Here is a 21,897-nt window from a genome sequence, read left to right as displayed (position 1 = left end):
ATGAAAAGAAAGACAACCATAGTCCTCTTGAGCCTCCTTGCCCTTGGCTCTCTGAGTCTTGCACAGACCAAGCGAGATGAACCTCAGAAGAAGACCATCGTGGATGAGGTCGTATGGATGGTCGGTGACGAACCGATCCTCCTCTCGGATATTGAGTATCAGAAGCTCTTTGCACGGAGTCAGGGACTCACATTCGAGGGAGACCCTGACTGCATCATCCCTGAGCAGATAGCTGTACAGAAGCTCTTCCTCAACCAAGCGAAGATCGATAGTATCCAAGCTAACGACACGCAGGTCACTCGCATGGTCGACATGTGGGTACAGAATGTGATCTCTGAGCTGGGCTCTAAGGAGAAGCTTGAGGAGTACTTCAATAAGAAGCTCTCTCAGATCCGCGAGGAGCGCACTGTTCAGGCTCGCAATGAAGCTATCGTAGAGATGATGAAGTCGAAAATCTCTCAGGGTGTGCAGGTCACCCCTTCCGAGATTAGCACCTTCTACAAGCAGCTCCCTAAGGATAGCCTTCCCTTCATCCCTAAGACTGTTGAGCTGCAGATCATCGCTCTAGAGCCCCAAGTGCCCCTCTCTGAGCTAGACCGAGTCAAGGGAATTCTGCGTGGATACGCCGAAGACGTGAACTCAGGCAAGCGCGAGTTCTCTACGATCGCACGTCTGTACTCTGAGGACAAGCGTACGGCTTCACGAGGTGGTGAATATGGCTTCGTCGGACGTGCTTATCTCGACCCAGCCTTCGCTACTGCTGTCTTCAACCTGATGGACAAGACACGTGTCTCCCCCATCATCAAGACGGACGAAGGCTATCACATCGCTCAGCTGATCGAGAAGCGTGGTGAGCTCGTGAACTTCCGCCACATCCTCCTCCGTCCAACGGTCGAGGAGAGTGCCATCAAGGCAGCCACAGCTCGTATTGACTCAATCGCTACAGCCATCCGCGATGAGAAGATCACCTTCGATGTAGCCGCTCAGCTCTATTCGGATGATAAGAATACGCTCAACAATGGCGGTCTGATGACCAATACCTCTAATGAGAGCGAGTTCTCTGGATCTCCAAACTTCCGCTACGAGGATCTCCCACAGGATATTGCAAAGATCGCCTATGAGCTCAAGCCAGGGGAAATCTCTAAGCCCTTCGTCATGCACACCGATAAGGGACTGGAGCAGGTAGCGATCATCCGCATCAAGGAGATTCACCCAGAGCATATTGCCAATATGAACAACGACTTCCGTCGTATCAAGGAGATGGCACTGGAGAAGAAGCGTACCCGAGTCATCGATGAGTGGATCCGTGCTCGTCAGAAGCAGACCCACATCGAGATCAACGAGCGCTATCGCAACTGCCACTTCCAATATCCAGACTGGATCCACGAGGATAAGAAGTAAATGCCTCAGGAGAAGAATCAACGTCTAAGTCTATGTGTAGCTCTTGCCCTTATTGTGATGGGTGGGAGCTACCTAACTTCTCGTGCCTCCTACCGAGGAGTGTCACCGACGATGCAGTCACCTCGTCCAGCAAAGGCCGGTACGAGGATTATCCTTGAGCATGCTGATCTGCTGACGTACGATGCGGCTCTACAGCCAGGGGTACAGCGCCTCAAGGGAGGTGTCGTCCTGCGTCATGGCAATGCGACCATGACTTGTGATAGCGCCTATCTCAATGAGGATGACCAGATCTTCGAGGCCTTTGGTGAGGTGCACATGGTACAGGGTGACACCGTACATATGTATTCGCGCTATCTGTACTACGATGGTGTCTCTAAGCTTGCACGCCTTCGTCATAATGTGCACCTGGCAAATAAGACGACTGACCTCTATACCGATAGCTTGGACTATGACCGTATCGCGGATATAGCCTACTATTTTGAGGGAGGTACGATCACCGATGCGCAGAATACGCTGACCTCAGACTACGGGCAGTTTATCCCGGCTACGAATGATGCTGAGTTCCGCTACAATGTCAAGCTCGTCAATGACAAGACGACGATGACGACGGAGCATCTCTTCTATAATACCCATACTCGTATCAGTAGCTATGAGGGGCAGACACTCATCCAGTCTGACTCTGGGCAGATCGTCTCGCAGCGTGGTATCTATGATGTCGGCCGAGATGTGGGGATTCTCCTTGATCGCTCTGAGGTAACCTCTGGAGCGAAGACTCTCATTGGAGACTCCATCTATTACGATGGCATGAGTAAGTTCGGTGAAGCCTTTGGGCGCATGGAGCTCTCCGATACCGCACAGAAGGCCATCCTCTACGGAGACTATGGATACTTCGATGACAAGCGCAACTATGCCTTCGCGACTTCGCGTGCCCACGCAGAAGAATATTCGCAGAAGGATACGCTCTATGTATCGGCTGACACACTGGAGCTCATCAGCCTCCCTATCCCTGATCGCCTCCGTCTCGATAGCCTTCGTACAGCCGCTACCCAAGAGGGGAAAGCTAAGCCTGACACGATGCAGCGTTACCTACGTGGCTATCGAAACGTACGCGTCTTCCGCCGAGATGCTCAAGCTGTAGCCGACTCGCTCAGCTATATCTCTATGGACTCTACCTTATCACTCTATGGAAAGCCTATTCTGTGGAGTGAGGAGCGTCAGCTCTCAGGTGATACTACACACTTCTACTTCCGAAGCAAGAAGCTTGACTACGTAGATGTCCTCGGAAAGGCTCTGGTCGTCGAGCATATTGACAGTGTAGACTACTACAACCAGATGAGTGGCGACAGCTTACGTGCCTACGTCCAGGATAGTACGGTGCGTGAGATCTTGGTTAGCGGTAAGGTCGAATCGATCTACTACATGAAGGAAGACGGTACCAATGACTATAATGGGCTCAACCGCATGACGAGCTCCACGATGCACGTCCTCCTGGACTCTGGTAAGGTCAAGAAGTCTATTTGGCGAGGCCCCGTTGAGGGAAAGGCTTACCCTCTGGAGATGGCTTCGGGTCCCGAAGTCAATCGACTTCCCCTCTTCCAGTGGGCTGCTGATCGTCGCCCCATGCGCAAGGAGGATATCACGACTGTCGGGGACTCCCTCCCCCCCAGCCAGCAGCGCTCACGTCCCCTCTCTGACCTTAAGCGCTTCAGCGGAGCCAAGGCTGCACTGGCTGCTTATGAGCCATTCGAGCGAACAGCTCGCGAAGAAGCGCTTCGCACCGACTCACTGCTGACCCAGTATCGTGCTCTTCGCCCCGAGGAGTATCGCCAGGTATACCAGTGCGTCCTTCGCCCCACCAGTGATAGCGGGGCTACCACCACACCTCAATCGTATTTAGACTACTCATGGGTATACAGACCTTTTTCAAGCAAAGAAGACCTCGACAATTCGAGCACAAGCTCATCTACTGGGATCCCCGAAAGGAAGAACTAGCTAAGCGCGTCGCACGTATCCGTCAAGAAATGATCGAGGCCGGTGAACTCGATCCCGACGCAGAGCTTCCCGAAGCCTTGACGAAGGATGAGGGGGCTGATAGTAGCTCGAACTATGACAGTAGTGAGCAGATTCGTGGTGCCTTCATTCACTCGGCTCGCCATCTGAGCCGACAGCACAAGCGCGGTATCACGTCTTCCGATAGAGACCAGCGTATCATCAAGCTCATGCTGGCACTTATGGTCTTGGGCTTAGTCTTCTGGTTCTTCTTCCTGCGATGAGCGATATCATTCGCCTACTCCCCGAGTCCATTGCGAATCAGATAGCCGCCGGTGAGGTCGTACCTGCACCTGCCTATCTCGTCAAGGAGCTCGTCGAGAACTCTATCGACGCTGGAGCTAAGCAGATACAGATTGAGGTCGTCGGCTCAGGGCGCCAGTCCATCTCCGTCACTGATGACGGCAAGGGGATGTCTCCCACCGATGCACGCATGGCTTTTGAGCGTCATGCCACCTCTAAGCTTCAGACGATTGATGACCTACAGCGCCTCTCTACGATGGGATTTCGTGGCGAGGCCCTCGCTGCTATTGCTGCTGTATGTCAAGTAGAGCTGCGCACACGTACGGCTGACCAAGAGGTAGGCACTGAGCTCATCATCGAAGGGGCAAAGGTCCGCTCGCAGATGCCAGTAGCTTGCTCCCCAGGGACGAGCCTCAAGGCGATGAATATCTTCTACAACACCCCTGGTCGTCGCAAGCACCTTGAGGCTCGTAAGGAGTCCACTGAGCTCATGGAGATCTGGCGTGAGTTCGCTAAGGTCGCCTTGGCTAATCCGCAGATCTCGTTCACTCTACGTGGTGCAGGGAAGTACGACAAGATACTCCCAGCAAGTTCTCTCAAGGAGCGCATCATCGACATCGGTGGAGCGAAGCTTTCCCGTGCCCTCATTCCTGTGAGCTACGAGAGTGCCTTCTGCACAATACGTGGCTTCATCGGCACCCCCACGACTTCTCTCAAGCAGGGAGCGCAGCAGTATCTCTTCGTCAACGACCGCTTCATTCGCCATCCTTACTTCCATAAGGCGATCAGTCTGGCTTACGAGAACTTCATCCCTGCAGGTAATCAGCCACAGTACTTCCTTTACTTCACTATCCCAGCCGAGAATATAGACGTTAACATCCATCCACAGAAGACGGATGTTCGCTTCCTCGATGAGTCAACGATCTTCCAAGTCCTGCAGAGCCTCATCCGTGATGCCTTCAGCTCGCACGCTCTGACACCTATCATTGACTTTGAGAACGCCTCGCCTATCGAGATACCGGCCTACTCTGGTCGCAAGGATATTCTTCCAGACCTTGATACGGCACTGGGAGCAGAAGCAGTCCTTCAAGCTGAAGGTGGAGCCTCCCTACCCTCGGGCGGAACACGGCTTGGAGGGATACGCCTCGGTGCCACTCGTACAAGTGCACTCCCCAAGGAGCCCGAGATTAGTTGGGATGACCTCGGAGAGCACTTCGACAGTATGACGCCCTCGACGATGCAGACACCTCTCTTTGAGGAAGAGCCCGAGGAGCCACAGAGCCATGGCATACGACTCTCACAGGCAGGATCACTACGTACGCGCCCCACATTACCCTCGTCTCTGCTGCTCTATCAAAGTCGCTATGTCATCACGACGCTGGGTGATGCACTCGCCTTCATTGACCTGACACGCGCTCTGCTGCGTGTCACTTTTGAGCAGTATCGAGCAGACCTCCGTGCACACAGCTACCACGTCGAGCAGCCCCTCTTCCCCGAGGTGCTGGAGTTCGCTCCTCAGGAGCTCCCGACGGCACTCACTCTGATGGAAGAGCTACGTCATGCTGGCTTTGACTTCGGAGACTTAGGCGATGGACACTTCTCCATAGTAGAAGCTCCCTCCTTCATCTCACGCGATGCCACAGGCTTCGTCCGTCTGATCGTAGCTGATAGCTTAGATACGCATCGTGAAGGGGCTGACTACGTGCAGACGTTCTTAGCTGAAGCTGCGGCTGAATCAGAAGCACTCCAACGTCCCCTACCACAGGATGACGAAGGGCTCGAGCAGCTGATCCGTGACCTCTTCCAGAGTCGTGATCCCTACTTCACGCCCTCTGGCAAGCCAATCATCACACGCCTCACGGAGCCAATGGTTGCCAACTTCTTCAACTAAAGTGAAGCCTCACCTTCCACATAGTAGCCCCACTCAGTCTCGTACTAAGTGGGGCTTTATACTTTGTACGAAAGAGAGGGAACTTTCGTGTCACCATCTCTAATAGGCTACCTCTCCCATTCCATATATCTGAATCAACAGAGATAAGATCCTATCCTATAGAAGCTTTTGCGTACACCAATGAGGGCATAAAATACTACCAGTACTGGTCACTCATCCGACCAGTACTACTTCGACTCTTGACCAGTACTGGTTGCATAATGTCACCAGTACTGGTTCGCTCGGTGACCAGTACTGGTCACTTTAGGAAGGTCAGCAAGAGCATACACTATCCCCTCTTTAGTCCACACTATCAGAGCACTAACAATTCGTCTATGCTCCGACCTGATGAACTGGCCCGATGAGTAGAGTGTACAAGTCTAAAATCAGGCGCTTGACACTGCTATCTACCCCTTAATTTGTTGTATCTTTGAGCTGTCTAAAAGCAGATACATCTACACAACATATAACTAAGCTGTAAGCTACAAATCACATCATCCCCAATGAACAACAACCAACTAATGACCCGTGCTGCTGACAACATCCGCATCTTGGCAGCCAGCATGGTCGAGCGAGCTAAGAGCGGTCACCCAGGTGGAGCTATGGGCGGCGCAGACTTCGTCAACGTCCTCTTCTCGGAGTTCCTCATCTTCGATCCCGATGCACCTACGTGGTCTGGTCGTGACCGTTTCTTTATGGACCCTGGGCACATGTCTCCTATGCTCTACGCCCAGCTGGCCCTCCTCGGTCGCTATTCGATGGAGGAGCTGCAGCAGTTCCGCCAGTGGGGTAGCCCTACGCCTGGGCACCCTGAGGTCGATGTCCTGCGTGGTGTAGAGAATACCTCGGGCCCTCTCGGCCAAGGTCACACCTTCGCTGTAGGGGCTGCTATCGCTGCTAAGTTCCTCGCCCACCGTCTTGGCTGGGTCATGAGTCAGACGATCTACGCCTATATCTCCGACGGGGGGATACAGGAAGAGATCTCTCAGGGGGCTGGTCGTATCGCTGGACACCTTGGGCTCGACAACCTCATTATGTACTATGACGCCAATAATGTCCAGCTCTCTACCACCGTCGAGGAGGTCGACAGCGAAGATGTAGCTGCTAAGTACAAGGCTTGGGGCTGGCACGTTATCGAGATCGATGGTTGCTGTCCCGAAGCGATCCGTAAGGCTCTTCGCGAAGCTAAGGCTACGGTAGGTCAGCCTACCCTCATCATCGGCAAGACCATTATGGGTCGTGGTGCTGTAGGTCCTAATGGGGAGAACTATGAAAACCGTGTCAATACGCACGGTCAGCCCCTCTCGGCTGCAGGTGCCTCTATCGAAGCCACGATCAAGAACCTCGGTGGTGATCCCGAAGCTCCCTTCCAGATCTTCCCCGACGTACAGGAACTCTACGCAGCACGTTTTCAGGAGCTTCGTGAGCTGGCTAAGGCTCGCAAGCAGGAAGAGAAGACTTGGCGCGAGGAGAACCCTGATCGAGCAAGCAAGCTTGATCGCTGGTTTGCTGGCGAAGTCCCTGCTGTAGACTGGAAGAGCATCGAGCAGAAGCCTAATCAGGCTACGCGTGCCGCCTCTGCCACCGTCCTCAGCGCACTGGCAGAGCAGGTAGAGAATATGATCGTAGCTTCAGCAGACCTGTCAAACTCCGATAAGACCGATGGCTTCCTCAAGAAGACCCGTGCACTGACACGAGGTGACTTCGGTGGGGCTTTCTTACAGCCCGGTGTAGCAGAGCTCACTATGGCTTGCCTCTGTATCGGTATGGCTCTTCATGGTGGTGTCATCGCTGCCTGCGGTACCTTCTTCGTCTTCTCTGACTACATGAAGCCCGCTATCCGTATGGCCGCTCTTATGGAGCTCCCAGTGAAGTTCGTCTGGTCGCACGACGCCTTCCGCGTCGGTGAAGATGGTCCTACACACGAGCCCGTAGAGCAGGAAGCACAGATCCGTCTGATGGAGAAGCTCCAGAACCACCATGGTGCTGACAGCGTACGTGTACTCCGCCCCAGCGATGTCGAGGAAACGACCATCGCATGGCGTATGGCTATGGAGAACACGCACACTCCCACAGCACTCATCCTCTCTCGCCAGAACATCAATGATCTGCCCGCTCCCGAAGGGAAAAGCCGTAAGGAGGCTGCCGAAGCAGCTACACGCGGTGGCTACATCGTACTTCGTGATGAGAACCCTGAGGTCGTACTCATCGCAAACGGTAGTGAGGTATCTACGCTCGTCGAGGGTGCCGCCCTCCTTCGCAAGGATGGTATTCGTCTGCAGATCGTAGCTGTACCCAGCGAAGGTCTCTTCCGTCGCCAGAGCCAAGAGTATCAGGATGAAGTCCTCCCTCGAGGTATTCGTCGCTTCGGTCTCACCGCAGGTCTCCCCGTAACCCTTCAGGGGCTCGTCGGTGACAATGGTGCCATCTGGGGGCTCAACTCCTTCGGATTCTCGGCTCCCTACAAAGTGCTGGACGAAAAGCTCGGCTTTACTCCAGACCATGTCTACAAGGAGGTCAAGGCACTGCTTAGCAAGTAATCACTACCCAACGACTACAGTACAACGACAATGAATAAGATCGGTATCTGCTCCGACCACGCAGGCTATGAGGTCAAGGAGCTGGTCAAGTCATTACTCATCGCACGTGGCCTCGAGGTGAAGGACTTTGGTTGTCCTTCACCCGAGCGCTGCGACTATCCTGACTATGCCCACCCCATGGGGCAGGCTATTGAATCTGGAGAACTTGCCCGTGGCATATCCGTTTGCGGATCAGGCAATGGGATCTCAATGGTCATGAACAAGTACTCTAAGGTACGTGCTGCCCTCTGCTGGGATGTCGAGTTGGCAAAGCTCGCTCGTGAGCATAACGATGCGAACGTCCTCTCTATCCCTGCACGCTTCGTCACCGAAGAGCAGGTCAAGGCTATCCTCGCGGCTTTCCTTGATACACCCTTTGAAGGTGGTCGTCATGAAGCACGTGTAGCCAAGATCCCCATCAAGCATTAGTCATCTTATCCCTTTTCAGTATATCTCTCCAGCACATCGCTCCCACTACCTATGTCACATTTCTTCCGTAGAGAGTTCACCTTTGACCGCATAGCACGGATGCTCGTGCTCTCTGTCCTTATACTCTTGATCTATGTGGCGGTGCAAGCGATCTGGAGCATTATCCTACCCTTCCTACTGGCTGGTATCTTCGCCTATGTGATGATGCCGCTGGTACGATTCTTCCAGTATACACTACGCCTGCGCTCAAGAGGACTGTCAGTCATCCTGACATTGCTCCTCTTGGGTGCAGTCGTTTACCTTGCGGTAATCTTTGTCATACCATCAATCAATGCGGAGATAGAGAAGACCCTTCAAGTGATCTCGGGCTATAGCAGTGGACAGGATATCCTGACGATGATCCTACCACGCAATATCCGCAACTACCTCAATGGGGGACTCCGCTGGGGAAACTTCCCACAGCACCTGTCTTTTGAGAAGGTCTTGGAGAACGTTAAGCTCCTCCTCGATCAGGTCGGTGGGATTATCAATAGCACCCTCTCAATATTCTCTTGGGGGCTTGTCTTCCTCATCGGCTTTATCTACTTCGTATTCATCCTACTAGACTTCGAGAATCTTGCTCGTGGCTTCATCAGCCTCTTCCCTAAGACACTCCGCCCTACGATCCGTACGATCAGCATGGATCTGGATCGCTACATGAATAACTACTTCCGTGGCCAGGCTCTCATCGCCATAAGCGTAGGTATTCTCCTCTCGATAGGGTTCAATATCATTGGTCTTCCCTTAGCCACAGCTATGGGGATCTTTATTGGGATCCTCAACTTCATCCCCTATATGCAGGCACTGGGTATCATCCCACTCGGGTTGGCCAGCCTGCTGATGGCTGCACAGACGGGTGAGAATGCCTTCGTCTGTATGCTCCTTGCCTATGGGGTCCTGATGATCGTACAGATTATCCAGGATATGATCATCGTCCCGCACATCATGGGACAGACGATGGGTATGCGCCCCTCACTCATTCTCTTGGTCCTGTCTATCTGGGGCTACCTCCTGGGTTTCTTCGGGATGCTCATTGCGCTGCCCATTACTATGTTCATCTACTCGCTGTACATGCGCTACGTCCTCCAAGATGAGGAGTACATCGAGCAAATGCGCCTCCGGGAGGAAAAGCGTAAGGCCAAGCAAAGCCGCCGCAAAAAGCGTGGAGCGATAGATAGCGAATCAACGACGTCAGACAAGTAGATGGCTCTCTTCTCTTCAGCTACTACCTTCCTCTCTCGTGGACTCTCTCGAGGTGATAAGGCCGGGACACGACGTGTCTCTGCCCTACTTCGTTTGACGACGATTGGAGTGGCACTGAGCCTCTCAGTGATGCTCCTATCGGTCACCATCATCTTAGGTTTCCATCGACAGATCCATGAGTTCGCCTTTAGTCAGACAGGGCATATCAGCCTCAATGGCTATGGGAGCAACTGGAAGACCTCCACGACTCCTGTCTATGTATCTCCAGAGCTACTCTCCTTCCTAAGAGAAGAGAAGGGGGTCTCTTCCGTCTCGCCTCTCATCCAGCAGGCAGGGCTTCTCAAGACAGAGGGAGACTTCTCTGGTATTCTCCTCTATGGTGTTGACTCTACCTTCCGTAGTCGCTACTTCACTGAGCAAATAAAGTCCGGGACACTTCCCTCTTTCTCTGAGAGCGAATACAATCGCCCACCAATCGTCCTACCCTCACATGTGGCACGACGCATGAACTATAAGGTAGGTGATGCCGTGCGTATCTACTTCTTCGGAGAAAAGATGCGGGTACGCATCTTTGAGCTTCAGGCAATATATGAGTCGACGGGCTTAGAGCTTTCCCCCGCCCTCTGCCCCATTTCCTCCCTGCAGCGTCTCAATCACTGGGATGAGAACACCTACAGTCGACTGATCATCATGCTGCAGGATCCCGATGCTGCCTATCCGACGCTGGAGCATCTCATCTCCACACTCCAGGCACGTCCAGATCTTATCGGCGAAGAGAACTATGGTCTCAACCTCGGTCAGGAGCTACAGCCTGAGCTCTTCAATTGGCTTGCCTTCCTTGACACGAATGTCTATGCACTCCTCTCGCTGATGGTCCTCGTCGGAGGCTTTGCAATGATCACTGGACTCATCATCATCGTGCTCGATAAGAGTAAACAGATCGGTATCCTAAAGGCTCTTGGAGCGACGAATAGACAGCTCAGACAGACTTTCCTTCAGATAGCAGCTCGCCTCATCCTACGTGGTATCTTCTGGGGGAATGCAATTGCTCTCGTGCTGAGTCTCGCACAGCGTCAGTTCAAGATCATCAAACTTAACCCAGCGAACTACTTCACCGACTCCGTACCCATCCACTTTGACCTCCCACTCTGGGTCGCTATCAATGTCGGGACACTCATCGTGATTCTCCTTATGGTATTAGTTCCTGCCAGCTTAGTAAGCAGAATTCATCCCGCAGAGAGTATGCGTATGGATTAGCACTTTGAGAATGCCACAAAGCAATCGCCCCGTCCGTAGCAAGAATGATGCTACAGACGGGGCGATTTACTTTGTTTTGTCAGCCTTAGTAAGGCTGGATCGCTACTACTTAATAGGAAGAGCTACGTCGGTATAGAGCTCGACGTCGGATCGCTGACGGAAAATGTAGGCGGCAGGATAAGCTTCTGCCTCGGGAGCTTGCTCTACGATATGCTGCAAGATAGGAGCTTTCTTCTCGCCAGTCGTATGGAAGAGGATGCGCTTTGCAGCAAGAATCGTCGGTCCAGTCATTGCGATGCGTGGCTGTCCCTTTGGGCTTATCCCGACAGCATAAGGTGCTTCCTCGGTGAGGAGCTCCATCTGATGCGGGAAGATAGAGGACGTATGACCGTCTTCTCCCAAGCCTAAGAGCACAATATCAAAGACGGGGAAAGCACCATCAAATGGAAGCTCCGAGCCCACAAGCCAGCAGTAATCCTTTGCTTCACGCTCGGGGAGCTTCTCTCCTGCGATGCGATGCACCTGATCCTGTGGAATGGGTACATGGCGAAGGAGGGTCGCTTCAGTCATACCATAATTGCTCTCGGGATCTGTAGATGGTACGCAGCGCTCATCTACCCAGTAGAGATGGACACGTGACCAATCTACGGCGCTACGTAGAGGCTCTTCGGCGAGCAGCTCAAAGAGTAAGCGGGGCGTAGAGCCTCCAGAGAGTGCGATATGTACCCAGCCTGCCTGCGAAGGTTGCACGAAGGCCGTCTCAGCGACGGCTCGTGCGACAGCCTCGGGGGAAGGATAATGATGGTAGATCATAGTTCGCAGTAGAGCTCCGAGTGAGTAAGATTGCGGCAGGGATTCGTCCAGCTGTGCTCACGCTCAATGATTAAGTCGCTCTGCTTTGGTCCCCATGTGCCGGCAGGATAGCCATAAAGCGGGAAGTCTTCCTCCTTCCAGAGATCGAGGATCGGATCAAAGAAGCGCCAACTCATCTCTACAGCGTCGCTACGTGTGAATAGAGTCGGATCACCCAGCATACAGTCCTCGAGCAAACGTGAGTAAGCATCGCCCGAAGCTAAGCCACCCATCTGCTGGTCATAGGTAAAGTCCATGGAAACCTTCTTGACTTCGAAGCCAGAGCCTGGGACTTTCGCAGCAAACTTCAAGGAGATCCCCTCGTTCGGCTGAATGCGAATCACCAGCTGATTAGGTACGGTGCTACCGTCAGCCGTAGCAAATACGCGGTGAGGTGTAGGCTTAAAGTGCACGACGATCTCGGTGACCTTGGTCGGCATCATCTTACCTGTTCGGATATAAAAAGGTACTCCCTGCCAGCGCCAATTGTCTATGTAGAGCTTCATGGCGACGAAGGTCTCCGTTCGGCTATCAGAAGCGATCTTATCTTCCTCACGATAGGCTCGCTGATGCTCTCCCTTCCACTCGCTCTCTGTATATTGTCCGCGGACGACACGGCGACGAATCTCCTCGGGAGTCATTGGGCGGAAGGACTGATATACCTTCACGACCTCGTTGCGAAATAGATCAGCGTTGAACTGTACAGGCGGTTCCATAGCAGTAAGAGCTACAAGCTGCGCCAGATGATTCTGCACCATGTCACGCAGAGCACCGGTCTCATCGTAGAATCCACCTCGACTCTCAATGCCCATATTCTCTACTGCCGTGATCTCCACACGCTCGATGTAGTTGCGATTCCAGAGAGGCTCGAAGATACCATTAGCAAAACGCAGCGCCATGATATCCTGTACCGTCTCCTTTCCGAGGAAGTGATCGATTCGATAGAGCTGATGTTCGCGGAAGGACTTGCGGTAGATCTCATTCAGCTCTCTTGCTGACTGGAGATCATAGCCGAAGGGCTTCTCGATGACGATACGTCGGATCGCCGAGGGATCACCATTAGCATCCTCTTCGCCCTCTTCGTTGAGTCCGACAGAAGCCAAGTGTTGTGGGATCACACCATAGAGAGAAGGCGGCGTAGATAGATAATAGATGTAGTGCCCAGGATTATTGATTCGCTCGTCAAGTGTCTTCAGTTGCTCACGGAGCTTAGGATAGTCCTCGGCAGAAGCAGGGTCCATCGGGAGGTAATACACTCCTGAGAGGAACTGCTCGGCAAGAGAAGCGTCGTACTCTCCATCGCTGAGGTAGCGCTGAAGAGCTTCGTCGAGGTGCTCGCGATAAGCTGCATCCGAGTATTCCGTACGCCCAAGTCCGAGGACACTGAAGCGAATGGGGAGCTTATCTTGCTTGAAAAGCTGATAGAGCGAGGGGATGAGCTTACGCTTTGTCAAGTCACCTGACCCGCCGAATATCACAAGAAGGAGACTCTCGGGCAGATGATGCTGTATGGTCTGTGTCATATTCTCGGGGGGACTATACATTATACGTGGTTGAAGAGGTATCACTTCCGTGACCCGTCCAATTTTCGTGGAAGAATTCTCCACGAGGACGGTCGGTGCGCTCAAAGGTGTGTGCACCGAAATAGTCTCGCTGTGCCTGCACGAGTGAAGCAGGAAGGCGACGCGTCGTCAGTGATGTGAAGTAGCTAAGAGCTGAAGAGAAGGCAGGAACTGGGCAGTCCGAGAGCAGCGCCTTAGCGATGGTCTCGCGCCAAGAAGGGCGAGCAGCTGTGATCTCCTGCTGGAAGTACGGAGCTAAGAGCAGGTTCTGCAGGCTGGGATCAGCTTGGTATGCCGAGGCAATATCGTTGAGGAAGGCCGAACGGATGATACAGCCGTTGCGCCAAATACGTGCGATGGAGGCCAGATTCAGCTCCCATCCGCGTGCCTTTGATGCTTCGGAGAGGAGGGAGAAGCCTTGTGCGTAGGAGACGATCTTCGATGCGTAGAGGCTTTGCTCAAGAGCATCGACGTCGCTCTCTCCGAAGGCGGTGCGGCTTGTTACTTGCGAGGGGGCGTAGAGTGCAGCTGCTTCGTGGCGCAGGTCTACGGTGGAGGAGAGGCTTCTCTCATAGACCGCCGTCGCGATGAGCCCGAGAGGCTGGCCGTACTCGAGGGAGTTGATGACCGACCACTTGCCAGTACCCTTCTGCCCTGCAGCATCGAGGATCTTGTCGATAAGGTATTCGCCCGAGGCATCACGATGACGAAGGATCTCAGCTGTGATCTCTACGAGGTAGCTACGGAGCTTCCCTTCGTTCCATCGAGCGAAGATTTCGCTCATCTCCTCATTGGTCTTGCCGCCGATGTGGCGGAGATAAGCGTAGGCATCAGCTATGAGCTGCATGTCGCCATACTCGATACCGTTGTGCACCATCTTGACGAAGTGACCGGCACCGCCTTTACCTACCCAGGCGCAGCAAGGAGTCCCGTCCTCGGCCTTAGCTGCAATGCGGGAGAAGATCGGCTCAATGCTGGGCCAAGCTTCTTCAGCGCCGCCAGGCATGATGGCAGGACCGTTCAGAGCACCCTCTTCACCGCCCGAGATACCACAGCCGACGAAGTAGATCCCGTGATTACGTAGCTCAGCTTCTCGACGCTCAGAGTCCTCCCAATTCGAGTTTCCGCCGTCGATGACGATATCACCTGGCTCGAGATGTGGCAGGAGTGACTCGATGACGTAGTCGACGGGCTTGCCAGCTCTGATCATCATCATGATCTTACGTGGACGCTCAATGCTCTCGACGAAGGGCTTGATTTCGGTGAAGCCAAGGAAGTTCTTCCCTGCGCCACGACCCTGAAGGAAGCGCTCCACGACGGTGGCTTCGGCGCCTTCTGCACGGTTGTAGACGGAGACTTGAGAGCCATTGCGCTCCATGTTGAGGGCGAGGTTCTCGCCCATGACTGCAAGGCCGATGAGGCCAATATCTGATTTCTTATTCATTTGCTTTGTGTTGGGAAGGCCCCATGAGTCCACCTCGCGCGGATCTAACTTGGGGCGATGGATGTATCTCTAAAACAACGACCCGAGAGTGAAGGTTTAGGCGCACCAAAGCCAAGGAGCTTCCCAGTGCTATTGCCTTGAGGCGGCTTCGGAAGTACCTCCACTTTGCACGGGAAATCACTGCACTTCGTACGGGATGTAATTCACTCACTTTCAGGAAGTAATTGCACTTACTCTCGGATATTCCTCTACTTCCTCTGAAAAGTAGAGGTATTTTCAGTGAAAAGTAGAGGTATTTTTGATCGAAAGTAGAGGTATTTCCGAAAGGAAGTAGAGGAACTTTCGGAGAGAAGTAATATAACATTCAGCTAAAAGTAATATAACTTCTGACCGAAAGTAATATAACATTTACCAGCCCCTCCAGATACCTCGCTACGAAAGGGAAAGAGAAGCCTACCCGAAGCCTCTTATTTCCTAATCACTTTCGGGTATAGATGGCGGGAAATATCACTACTTCGGGGGATGGATAGGCCTTCGCAATCGGTCTATCTTTGTAGCCCATTCAGTTATAGATCCACGTATGCGCTGTAAGCACACCTATATCTTCCTCCTCCCTTCGCTGTTAGCGGGTAGCTTCACTCAAGGCTTTGCCCAAAGCGTGAGCGATAGTCTCGCCCAAGATCATCGGGTCGAAGACGTCGTCGTCACAGGTACTCAGACGCCCCGCACACTGAAGAAGCTCCCCATCATCACCCGTATCATCTCACGTACTGAGCTGGATCGCCTCGCACCACGCTCTGCTGCCGACGCCCTGCAAATGAGTTTGCCCGGGATCAACGTCACGGCACACGGCGCTCAGTATCGTGTCTCGGTCCAAGGCTTCTCAGGCGATCACGTCCTCTTCCTTGTCGACGGCGAGCGACTGACCTCGGAGGGCAACGGAGTGGTGGATCTTAACCGCATCGATATGGCCAATGTCGAGCGTATCGAGCTGATCAGTGGCGCAGCTTCGGCTCTGTACGGGTCGAATGCTATAGGTGGCGTCATCAACTTCATCACGCGCCGTGCTCGGCACAAAGAGGAGCTCTCGGCGACCTTCGACCACAGTAGCGAGGGCGTCACGAGATACAGCGCGTCGGGACAAATCGTACGTGGCGCCTTCAGCTCGATGACCTCCATCAGCTACATCGACCAAGCGGCCTACAGCGTAGCCACACAAGGCACACAACCTGAGACCACTCCCGTCATGGGCAGCAAGAGCCTCAATCTCTCTCAGCGTCTACGCTACCGCACCTCAGACTTACGACGCGAGCTGACGGGCTATATTCGCTACGGCTATCGTGATCAAGATGGCGACGGACTTAGACGTAATAAGTACCTCAGTCATTCGCTGGGCGGGCAGGCTTATCAGGCATTTGGCGAGCTGCACAACTTGCGCCTTGACTACAATCACGAGCTCTACAACCGTGATAATTTCCTCTCCGTAAGCAAGGAGCGGACACCTATCTTCCACTTCACAGGCAATACCGTGCGCCTGCAGTACAACTTCGGCGCCGAAGAGAAGACTCCCGTCCTCGTCAATGCAGGTATCGAGCTCTACCACGAGCGTCTCCGCAGCGAGCGATTCACTACAGCCGCCACACGGCACCAAGCTACTGCCGGCACACTCTACGGGCAGGCCGAATGGCATCTGGTGCCCAAGCTCTCGTTTGTCACGGGATTTCGCCTCGATAGACACTCCAGCTTCGGCGCACACTTCTCGCCGCGCGCTTCGGTACTCTATCAGCTCGGCCGTGTAAGACTCCGCACCTCCTACGCAGAAGGCTTCCGTGCGCCGTCGATCAAGGAGCAGTTCATGGACTGGGATCACTTCGGTATGTTCTTTATCAAGGGCTCGGATCACCTGCGTCCCGAGGTAAGTCGGATGCTAAGTTTCTCCCCTGAGTGGCAGACCTCGCACTTGAGTCTGACGGGTATCGCTTCGTACAATGTCATCTCCAACCAAATAGGCACGCTGATGACCAAGAGTACGAACACCTATCACTATACGAATGTGAGCGAACGTAGCCGACTGCTGAACCTGCAGACAAGTCTTCGCCTGCGCCTTCCTCTTGGACTGACGTTCAATGGTGACTACAGCTACATCTACGACTTCTCCAGAGCTGAGAGCCGTGCCAATGGTCAGCCCTTTGCTCCTCTTCGTCCGCACAACTACACTGCAGCGCTTTCCTACGACACCAAGACGGGGAGCGACTGCGATCTCACCGCAACCTACGCTCTGCGTGGAGCAGGAAGTGTGACGCTCAGCGAGCTCGACGAGACGACGGGCAAGTATTCCTACTTCGAGCACGAAGGTTATCTCCTCTCCCGAATGAGTGTCTCGGCGCGCTATAAGCATCGACTCACGATCACTGTCGGAGCAGATAATCTCTTCGACTACCACCCGACGCAGGTCAATATCACTGGGAGCCTCTCGCCAGGTCGCACATTCTTCTCCTCGCTCACCTATAACCTCTGAGGGCTGTAAGCGCAGGAGGACGGAGCACTTTGCATATCTTTGCTCCTGATATGAACGCTTATCCTACCGCATCTACCCCACGTCTGTGGGTCTTTAACCCTGGTCACGAAGAAGCCTTGAGCTTCTCTCGGGAGAAGCGCTACACACTCTCCAAGGAAATCCGATGGATGCGCCACGAGCTCTCACCTCTCTTGCGCCTCTTAGCTTCTGGAGAAGACCTCATCTATGCACCTGCTTCGCCCGAAGGAATACCAGCACGCCTGCTGAATGCTGAGGGCGATGACCTCCCAGCTGGATGTGATCTCCCCGCTGAGCTGAGTGTCGTCCTCTGGGGCCTGGATGATCATATCGTGAGAGAGCTGAGAGAATGTCCACTCTTTGACTCTACTACCCTACTCTTTCCGCCCATCACACCGAGTTATCTACGGCTAAGTCACCGACGTGCCAGCTATGACCTGCTGGCATATCTGACGGATCAGCTCGGCTATCCCAGTGACCTCCTACCCCGTTGGATCGAAGCGGGAGTAGACAAATCAGATACCGAGCTACGACTGCGTACCGCTATCGAAGGCATCAAATCCCGTCCCTTGGGCGATCCTACTCGAGTCCTCATCAAGCGTCCTTATAGTTCCTCGGGCCGTGGAGTATTTCCACTACCCCTTCCCCTGCAAGAGAAGCACCTTGAAGCTCTTATCGGGAGCTGTACGCGAAGTGGAAGCATTAGTATCGAGCCTTACCTCGAGGTCGTAGATAATTGGGCGCTTGAGTACACACGAAGTGAAAGCGGCGAGGTAAGTTTCTTCGCCCTATCCCATTTCGATACACTCCCTTCGGGACGTGCCTATCTTGGCAACATACTCACATCGCCAGAAGACCTCTGGGAGCGACTTACTTCGCTTATGAGCGAAGAAGCTCTGCTCGCTCTCATCAATGCCCAGTGTACGTGGCTCGAGGAAGAACTCTCCGACTCTCAGTACACAGGCTATATCGGCATCGACCTCTTCTTCTACCGCGATGGGGAGCGTCTGCGCCTTCATCCTTGTGTGGAGATCAACCTCCGAACAACTATGGGCGTACTCGCGCACTTCGCCTACGAGCAATACGTACCAGATGGCCGCAAAGGTGTCTTCCGTCTCGAGCGAGGGCCACGCCAGCAGCCAAGTCAAAGCATTATACCGCTCCTACTGACAAGTAGTGAAGCCCACTTCTCCGCCTATATCGAGCTGGAGAAATAAACTGATCCCCCTTGGCCATCCGCAGATAAGCCAAGGGGGATCACTGTATATATACGTAGCACGCTACGGCGTGCGCCTTAGTAAGCTATATCGATAGCTGCGGGGAAGAGACGCTCAGGGTCGAAGAAGCGTGAGCAGCTCTCTACGAGATGTGACCAGTCAGCCTTCACCATCCCCGAATAGACCTGATGCCCATTGACTAAGACTCGGACGGGCTTGCTAAGATCAAGCAGCTCTGGGCTGAGGTAGATACGTAGCTTTCCTCCCTTGGCTGGCTCATAGACCTTATCATAAAGCAGGACGAGATGGAAGCTTGTATACCAGTCACTGACCAGCTTCTCTACATACTTCACCGTGTTGATCTTCAGATCTACGGTATTCCCCAGGATAGTCTCCTGATAGTAAATGCGCTCTTTTCCTTCGGGGCGCTTGAGTGGTGCAAGATTATAGCATCCCTTACGGTAGAGTCCGTCGATGGGATAGTCTTCCCAATTCACTTGGTTGGGCTGAGGAGTGCGCACGTGCTGCGAGAGGTAGGGCGTCGTATACTGATAAGGTATAGCGTGACCATACTTTGGGATGATGTCGATGAAGTGCTTGTAGTAGCCAGGGTATTGTGCAGCTAAGCGCTGAAGTGCATCACGCGTGTAGCCCGTCAATTCGCTGCGGTGGAACTGAGTATCATTGTATCCCGTACGAAGTGAGAAAGCTACGTGCTGGAGGTTCTCTACCGGAGCATTGATAAGAGGTTCACCGCCTGCCATAGGTCCAGCTCCAGCGAGATAGTCCGCATAGTATGATGCTAAGCGCTGTGAGCCATATCCGCCCTCAGATATCCCAAAGAAGTAGATGCGCTTCGGATCAATCTGATCAGAGAGGAAGGCTTGCCGCAGGAGCTTCTCCCAGGCTTCGAGCTTCGACTTCTGCCACCAACGATAGAGTTGACCATCCGCTACGCCTTCACCATTAGGTATCTGTGGGATGAAGTAGGCGGAGGGGCTGTCCTGAAAAGAAAGAGCCAACGCCAAACCTGTAGACCATTCCCCCTTCTTCTCCCCCGATCCGTGCAGATAGAGATAGAGCGGATAGCCTGCTTCGGGCTTGTCTCCCTTCGAGCCGTAGTAGAAAGGCATCACAGCTTGATAGCTTTGCCCATTATACATTTCTGGAGTTAGCAGCCAGCTATGAGCTACACTCTCCTTAGAAAGGGGCGTGAGTGCTGGTAACTTATCCTCACTGTGTGATTTATTGGCTTCTGCCCAAAGGCGCCATACCTGCGTACGCGCCTTCTTAATATCCTCAAGTGAGAGGGCGGATGTGGGTAATGCCCCCTTCTGATCAATGAGAGTCGAAGCAAAGTACTTCTGAATTGCCTCATCGCTGGCGCGTACAGTGGGAGTACGTGGAGTATCGGAGGATTGAGCCTTCTCGGGCTCGGGGGCAGTACGAGCTGCAGAAGCGCCACAGCTGGAGAGCGTCCCCAGAGCAAGGCAAAGGAGGTAAGTTAGTCGTTTCATCTAAAGTGAATGGGATAGGTAATAGTTGAGTGAGTAAAGGGAAGCTTAGTACACCCCCTTATATCGAGATGGTGTCAGGCGCTTGTCATAGAAGTACAGGCAGAGATCCATCAGGTCGAGGATAAGGCGTGGAGCAACCTGCTTATCGAGGCCACTGACGAAGCGACGCCAGCGAGGGCTGGGCGTATAGAGTGCGACTGCAAGTGTCGGGGAGGTGGAGGTACATTGGCTGAGAATCTGCTCCAATACTTCCCGCTCGGACAGGTATTCGCAGATCAGAAGATCACAGCAGGGAAGGCTCACGCCTTGCAGTTCGTCCACCGAAAGCACATAGATCGCTTCGGTATAGCCCGTATGGCGTAGGTAATCGGGCAATAGGCTCGTCGTAGGCTGAGAGGTCACGACGAGGATGTTCTTTGCCTCCAGCTCGTGAGCCGTACGGAAGAGTAGCTCCAGTGTACGCGCTCTATGGATAGGAGGGCAAGTCTTCGCATCCTTTCTCCGGCGCTTTACCTCGCCACGAAGCTCTTCAAAGCAGTAGTACGGACGACGATTTCGTACGACTCGAGTGATGAAGTGGAAGGCAAAGGGGGAATGAACGCCATCCCCACGGCGGTTGATGAGTAGGCGCTTGGAGTATTGTAGGCGTCGGACGACCCCACGAAGCGTGATCAGAGACTTCATCTCAGCTTAGAGAGCTGGTGTCTTATCCTGCGGGATCTCCTGCAGGTAGCGGTAGAGGATGAAGAGGTAGAGGGTCGCTACAGGCAGGATGATGACCGTGGCCAGCTGCAGTGTCACAGCATTCACAGCCGCGAGAAGAAGCACGATACCAAGTGCACTGAGGAGCGTGTAGAAGTGCCCCTTCGTGCGCGTCCACGACTCTCGGAAGGCAGCAAAGATGCCCGCCTTACCATCGAGGTAAAGCATAGGTGCTAAGAAGCAGCGATTCAGGAAGTAAAATCCTGGCACGAAGAAGAGCACTAAGCCCACACCAGCCCCCAAGCCAAAGAGTACCGCCAGAAGGACGAAGCCTGCAAAGTGCTTGAGGAGTGCCATACGAGTACGTGAGGGATAGACTTCGCCAGCGAAGAACTTCACCACCCGCATAAGGAAGAGGTAAGTCAAGATCCCATTCAACGTCCCGACGACCAGCGGAAGATAGGAAGCCTGAGAAGAGGATGAAGTATGACCAGAGAAGAACATATACCCCAGCGTCCCCAGCGTGAGAAGACTGATGATGAGGGGATAGCGATAGAGGGACTTATTCTGCTTGAGGAGCTGCCAAGCCTGACGCAGGGCAGCAAGATGCTCAAAGCGAGGAAGAGGATACTGCATATATAATATGGTAGTACTAAGCGAAGCAAGATACTGCGACTAGCTTTCATACGGCCAGTCTTTGAAGAACAAATATACGTATTCCGAGGCGTTTCCCGACTGCCCATCCAGCACCCTCACCAGACATAAGCATCCCTTCATCGCTCTCTCGCAAATATCACTGATTGCCCAGCAAGAGAAATTCATCACTTATCGCACTACACACCAGCAAGTTACCACAGAGGATAGCTGCGACTTATAGAGACGCCTCAAATCAACCAGTACTGGTCACCGATCGGACCAGTACTGGTCGCATAATGTA

The 21,897-nt window shown here is 53.5% G+C and carries 16 protein-coding genes; 10 read left to right on the top strand and 6 right to left on the bottom strand.

Annotation, left to right across the window (positions count from 1 at the left end):
- The 8 genes from IEX77_RS01685 (at position 1) to IEX77_RS01650 (ending at position 11,130) form a co-directional block, all read left to right on the top strand.
- Positions 1-1,401, top strand: coding sequence for a peptidylprolyl isomerase (locus IEX77_RS01685; protein WP_188807422.1), 1,401 nt, complete (start codon positions 1-3; stop codon positions 1,399-1,401).
- On the top strand, positions 1,402-3,393 hold the full coding sequence (locus IEX77_RS01680) for an OstA-like protein (RefSeq protein ID WP_188807421.1): 1,992 nt from the start codon (positions 1,402-1,404) through the stop codon (positions 3,391-3,393). It abuts the gene before it with no gap.
- Positions 3,394-3,422: 29 nt separating this feature from the next.
- Positions 3,423-3,674 (top strand): hypothetical protein, encoded by a 252-nt coding sequence (locus IEX77_RS01675; RefSeq protein WP_188807420.1) that lies wholly within the window; start codon positions 3,423-3,425, stop codon positions 3,672-3,674.
- On the top strand, positions 3,671-5,584 hold the full coding sequence (mutL, locus tag IEX77_RS01670; protein ID WP_188807419.1) for a DNA mismatch repair endonuclease MutL: 1,914 nt from the start codon (positions 3,671-3,673) through the stop codon (positions 5,582-5,584). Before IEX77_RS01675 ends, mutL begins: the two co-directional genes overlap by 4 nt.
- Positions 5,585-6,126: 542 nt before the next feature.
- On the top strand, positions 6,127-8,163 hold the full coding sequence (locus IEX77_RS01665; protein ID WP_188807418.1) for a transketolase family protein: 2,037 nt from the start codon (positions 6,127-6,129) through the stop codon (positions 8,161-8,163).
- Between the two features lie 30 nt (positions 8,164-8,193).
- A complete protein-coding gene (rpiB, locus tag IEX77_RS01660; protein WP_009433071.1) occupies positions 8,194-8,631 on the top strand; it encodes a ribose 5-phosphate isomerase B in 438 nt (145 codons plus the stop codon).
- 51 nt (positions 8,632-8,682) lie between these two features.
- Entirely contained in the window at positions 8,683-9,873 is a 1,191-nt protein-coding gene (locus IEX77_RS01655) for an AI-2E family transporter (RefSeq protein WP_229770768.1), read from the top strand.
- On the top strand, positions 9,874-11,130 hold the full coding sequence (locus tag IEX77_RS01650; protein WP_188807417.1) for an ABC transporter permease: 1,257 nt from the start codon (positions 9,874-9,876) through the stop codon (positions 11,128-11,130).
- 105 nt (positions 11,131-11,235) lie between these two features.
- Here the strand turns inward: IEX77_RS01650 and pgl are convergent, their stop codons facing one another.
- The 3 genes from pgl to gnd are packed head-to-tail and all read right to left on the bottom strand — an operon-like array spanning position 11,236 to position 14,988.
- The gene (gene pgl, locus IEX77_RS01645; protein WP_188807416.1) at positions 11,236-11,943 is read right to left on the bottom strand and encodes a 6-phosphogluconolactonase; all 708 of its coding nucleotides are present in this window, start codon (positions 11,941-11,943) and stop codon (positions 11,236-11,238) included.
- Entirely contained in the window at positions 11,940-13,505 is a 1,566-nt protein-coding gene (zwf, locus tag IEX77_RS01640; RefSeq protein WP_188807415.1) for a glucose-6-phosphate dehydrogenase, read from the bottom strand. The genes pgl and zwf overlap by 4 nt, the downstream gene beginning before the upstream one ends.
- 13 nt (positions 13,506-13,518) lie before the next feature.
- Positions 13,519-14,988, bottom strand: coding sequence for a decarboxylating NADP(+)-dependent phosphogluconate dehydrogenase (gnd, locus tag IEX77_RS01635; protein WP_188807414.1), 1,470 nt, complete (start codon positions 14,986-14,988; stop codon positions 13,519-13,521).
- A 580-nt stretch (positions 14,989-15,568) separates the two neighbouring features.
- On the opposite strand from gnd, the gene IEX77_RS01630 reads away from it, so the two are divergent.
- Both IEX77_RS01630 and IEX77_RS01625 read left to right on the top strand, forming a co-directional pair.
- On the top strand, positions 15,569-17,506 hold the full coding sequence (locus IEX77_RS01630) for a TonB-dependent receptor plug domain-containing protein (RefSeq protein ID WP_188807413.1): 1,938 nt from the start codon (positions 15,569-15,571) through the stop codon (positions 17,504-17,506).
- A 50-nt stretch (positions 17,507-17,556) separates the two neighbouring features.
- Entirely contained in the window at positions 17,557-18,741 is a 1,185-nt protein-coding gene (locus tag IEX77_RS01625; RefSeq protein WP_188807412.1) for a hypothetical protein, read from the top strand.
- A 77-nt stretch (positions 18,742-18,818) separates the two neighbouring features.
- Here IEX77_RS01625 and IEX77_RS01620 read toward each other — a convergent pair whose 3' ends face one another.
- Genes IEX77_RS01620 through IEX77_RS01610 form a run of 3 tightly spaced genes read right to left on the bottom strand, consistent with a single transcriptional unit; the run spans position 18,819 to position 21,596 of the window.
- Positions 18,819-20,258, bottom strand: a complete 1,440-nt coding sequence (locus IEX77_RS01620; RefSeq protein WP_188807411.1) for a hypothetical protein — start codon at positions 20,256-20,258, stop codon at positions 18,819-18,821.
- A 45-nt stretch (positions 20,259-20,303) separates the two neighbouring features.
- On the bottom strand, positions 20,304-20,942 hold the full coding sequence (locus IEX77_RS01615; RefSeq protein ID WP_188807410.1) for a hypothetical protein: 639 nt from the start codon (positions 20,940-20,942) through the stop codon (positions 20,304-20,306).
- Positions 20,943-20,948: 6 nt separating this feature from the next.
- Entirely contained in the window at positions 20,949-21,596 is a 648-nt protein-coding gene (locus IEX77_RS01610; protein ID WP_188807409.1) for a hypothetical protein, read from the bottom strand.
- Positions 21,597-21,897 lie beyond the last annotated feature (301 nt).

The sequence above is a fragment of the Porphyromonas pasteri genome (assembly GCF_014647755.1).
Lineage (GTDB): Bacteria > Bacteroidota > Bacteroidia > Bacteroidales > Porphyromonadaceae > Porphyromonas > Porphyromonas pasteri.
The sequence above is the reverse complement of the archived record's forward strand: the minus strand, read 5'-3'. Positions and strand labels throughout refer to the sequence as shown.

Bases quoted from the DNA above. Each gene is read 5' to 3' on its own strand.
- IEX77_RS01630 (WP_188807413.1), top strand. From the start codon at position 15,569: ATGCGCTGTAAGCACACCTATATCTTCCTCCTCCCTTCGCTGTTAGCG.
- rpiB (WP_009433071.1), top strand. From the start codon at position 8,194: ATGAATAAGATCGGTATCTGCTCCGACCACGCAGGCTATGAGGTCAAG.
- IEX77_RS01625 (WP_188807412.1), top strand. From the start codon at position 17,557: ATGAACGCTTATCCTACCGCATCTACCCCACGTCTGTGGGTCTTTAAC.
- IEX77_RS01650 (WP_188807417.1), top strand. From the start codon at position 9,874: ATGGCTCTCTTCTCTTCAGCTACTACCTTCCTCTCTCGTGGACTCTCT.
- IEX77_RS01675 (WP_188807420.1), top strand. From the start codon at position 3,423: ATGATCGAGGCCGGTGAACTCGATCCCGACGCAGAGCTTCCCGAAGCC.
- mutL (WP_188807419.1), top strand. From the start codon at position 3,671: ATGAGCGATATCATTCGCCTACTCCCCGAGTCCATTGCGAATCAGATA.
- IEX77_RS01680 (WP_188807421.1), top strand. From the start codon at position 1,402: ATGCCTCAGGAGAAGAATCAACGTCTAAGTCTATGTGTAGCTCTTGCC.
- gnd (WP_188807414.1), bottom strand. From the start codon at position 14,988: ATGAATAAGAAATCAGATATTGGCCTCATCGGCCTTGCAGTCATGGGC.
- IEX77_RS01610 (WP_188807409.1), bottom strand. From the start codon at position 21,596: ATGCAGTATCCTCTTCCTCGCTTTGAGCATCTTGCTGCCCTGCGTCAG.
- IEX77_RS01665 (WP_188807418.1), top strand. From the start codon at position 6,127: ATGAACAACAACCAACTAATGACCCGTGCTGCTGACAACATCCGCATC.
- IEX77_RS01685 (WP_188807422.1), top strand. From the start codon at position 1: ATGAAAAGAAAGACAACCATAGTCCTCTTGAGCCTCCTTGCCCTTGGC.
- IEX77_RS01655 (WP_229770768.1), top strand. From the start codon at position 8,683: ATGTCACATTTCTTCCGTAGAGAGTTCACCTTTGACCGCATAGCACGG.
- IEX77_RS01620 (WP_188807411.1), bottom strand. From the start codon at position 20,258: ATGAAACGACTAACTTACCTCCTTTGCCTTGCTCTGGGGACGCTCTCC.
- zwf (WP_188807415.1), bottom strand. From the start codon at position 13,505: ATGACACAGACCATACAGCATCATCTGCCCGAGAGTCTCCTTCTTGTG.
- pgl (WP_188807416.1), bottom strand. From the start codon at position 11,943: ATGATCTACCATCATTATCCTTCCCCCGAGGCTGTCGCACGAGCCGTC.
- IEX77_RS01615 (WP_188807410.1), bottom strand. From the start codon at position 20,942: ATGAAGTCTCTGATCACGCTTCGTGGGGTCGTCCGACGCCTACAATAC.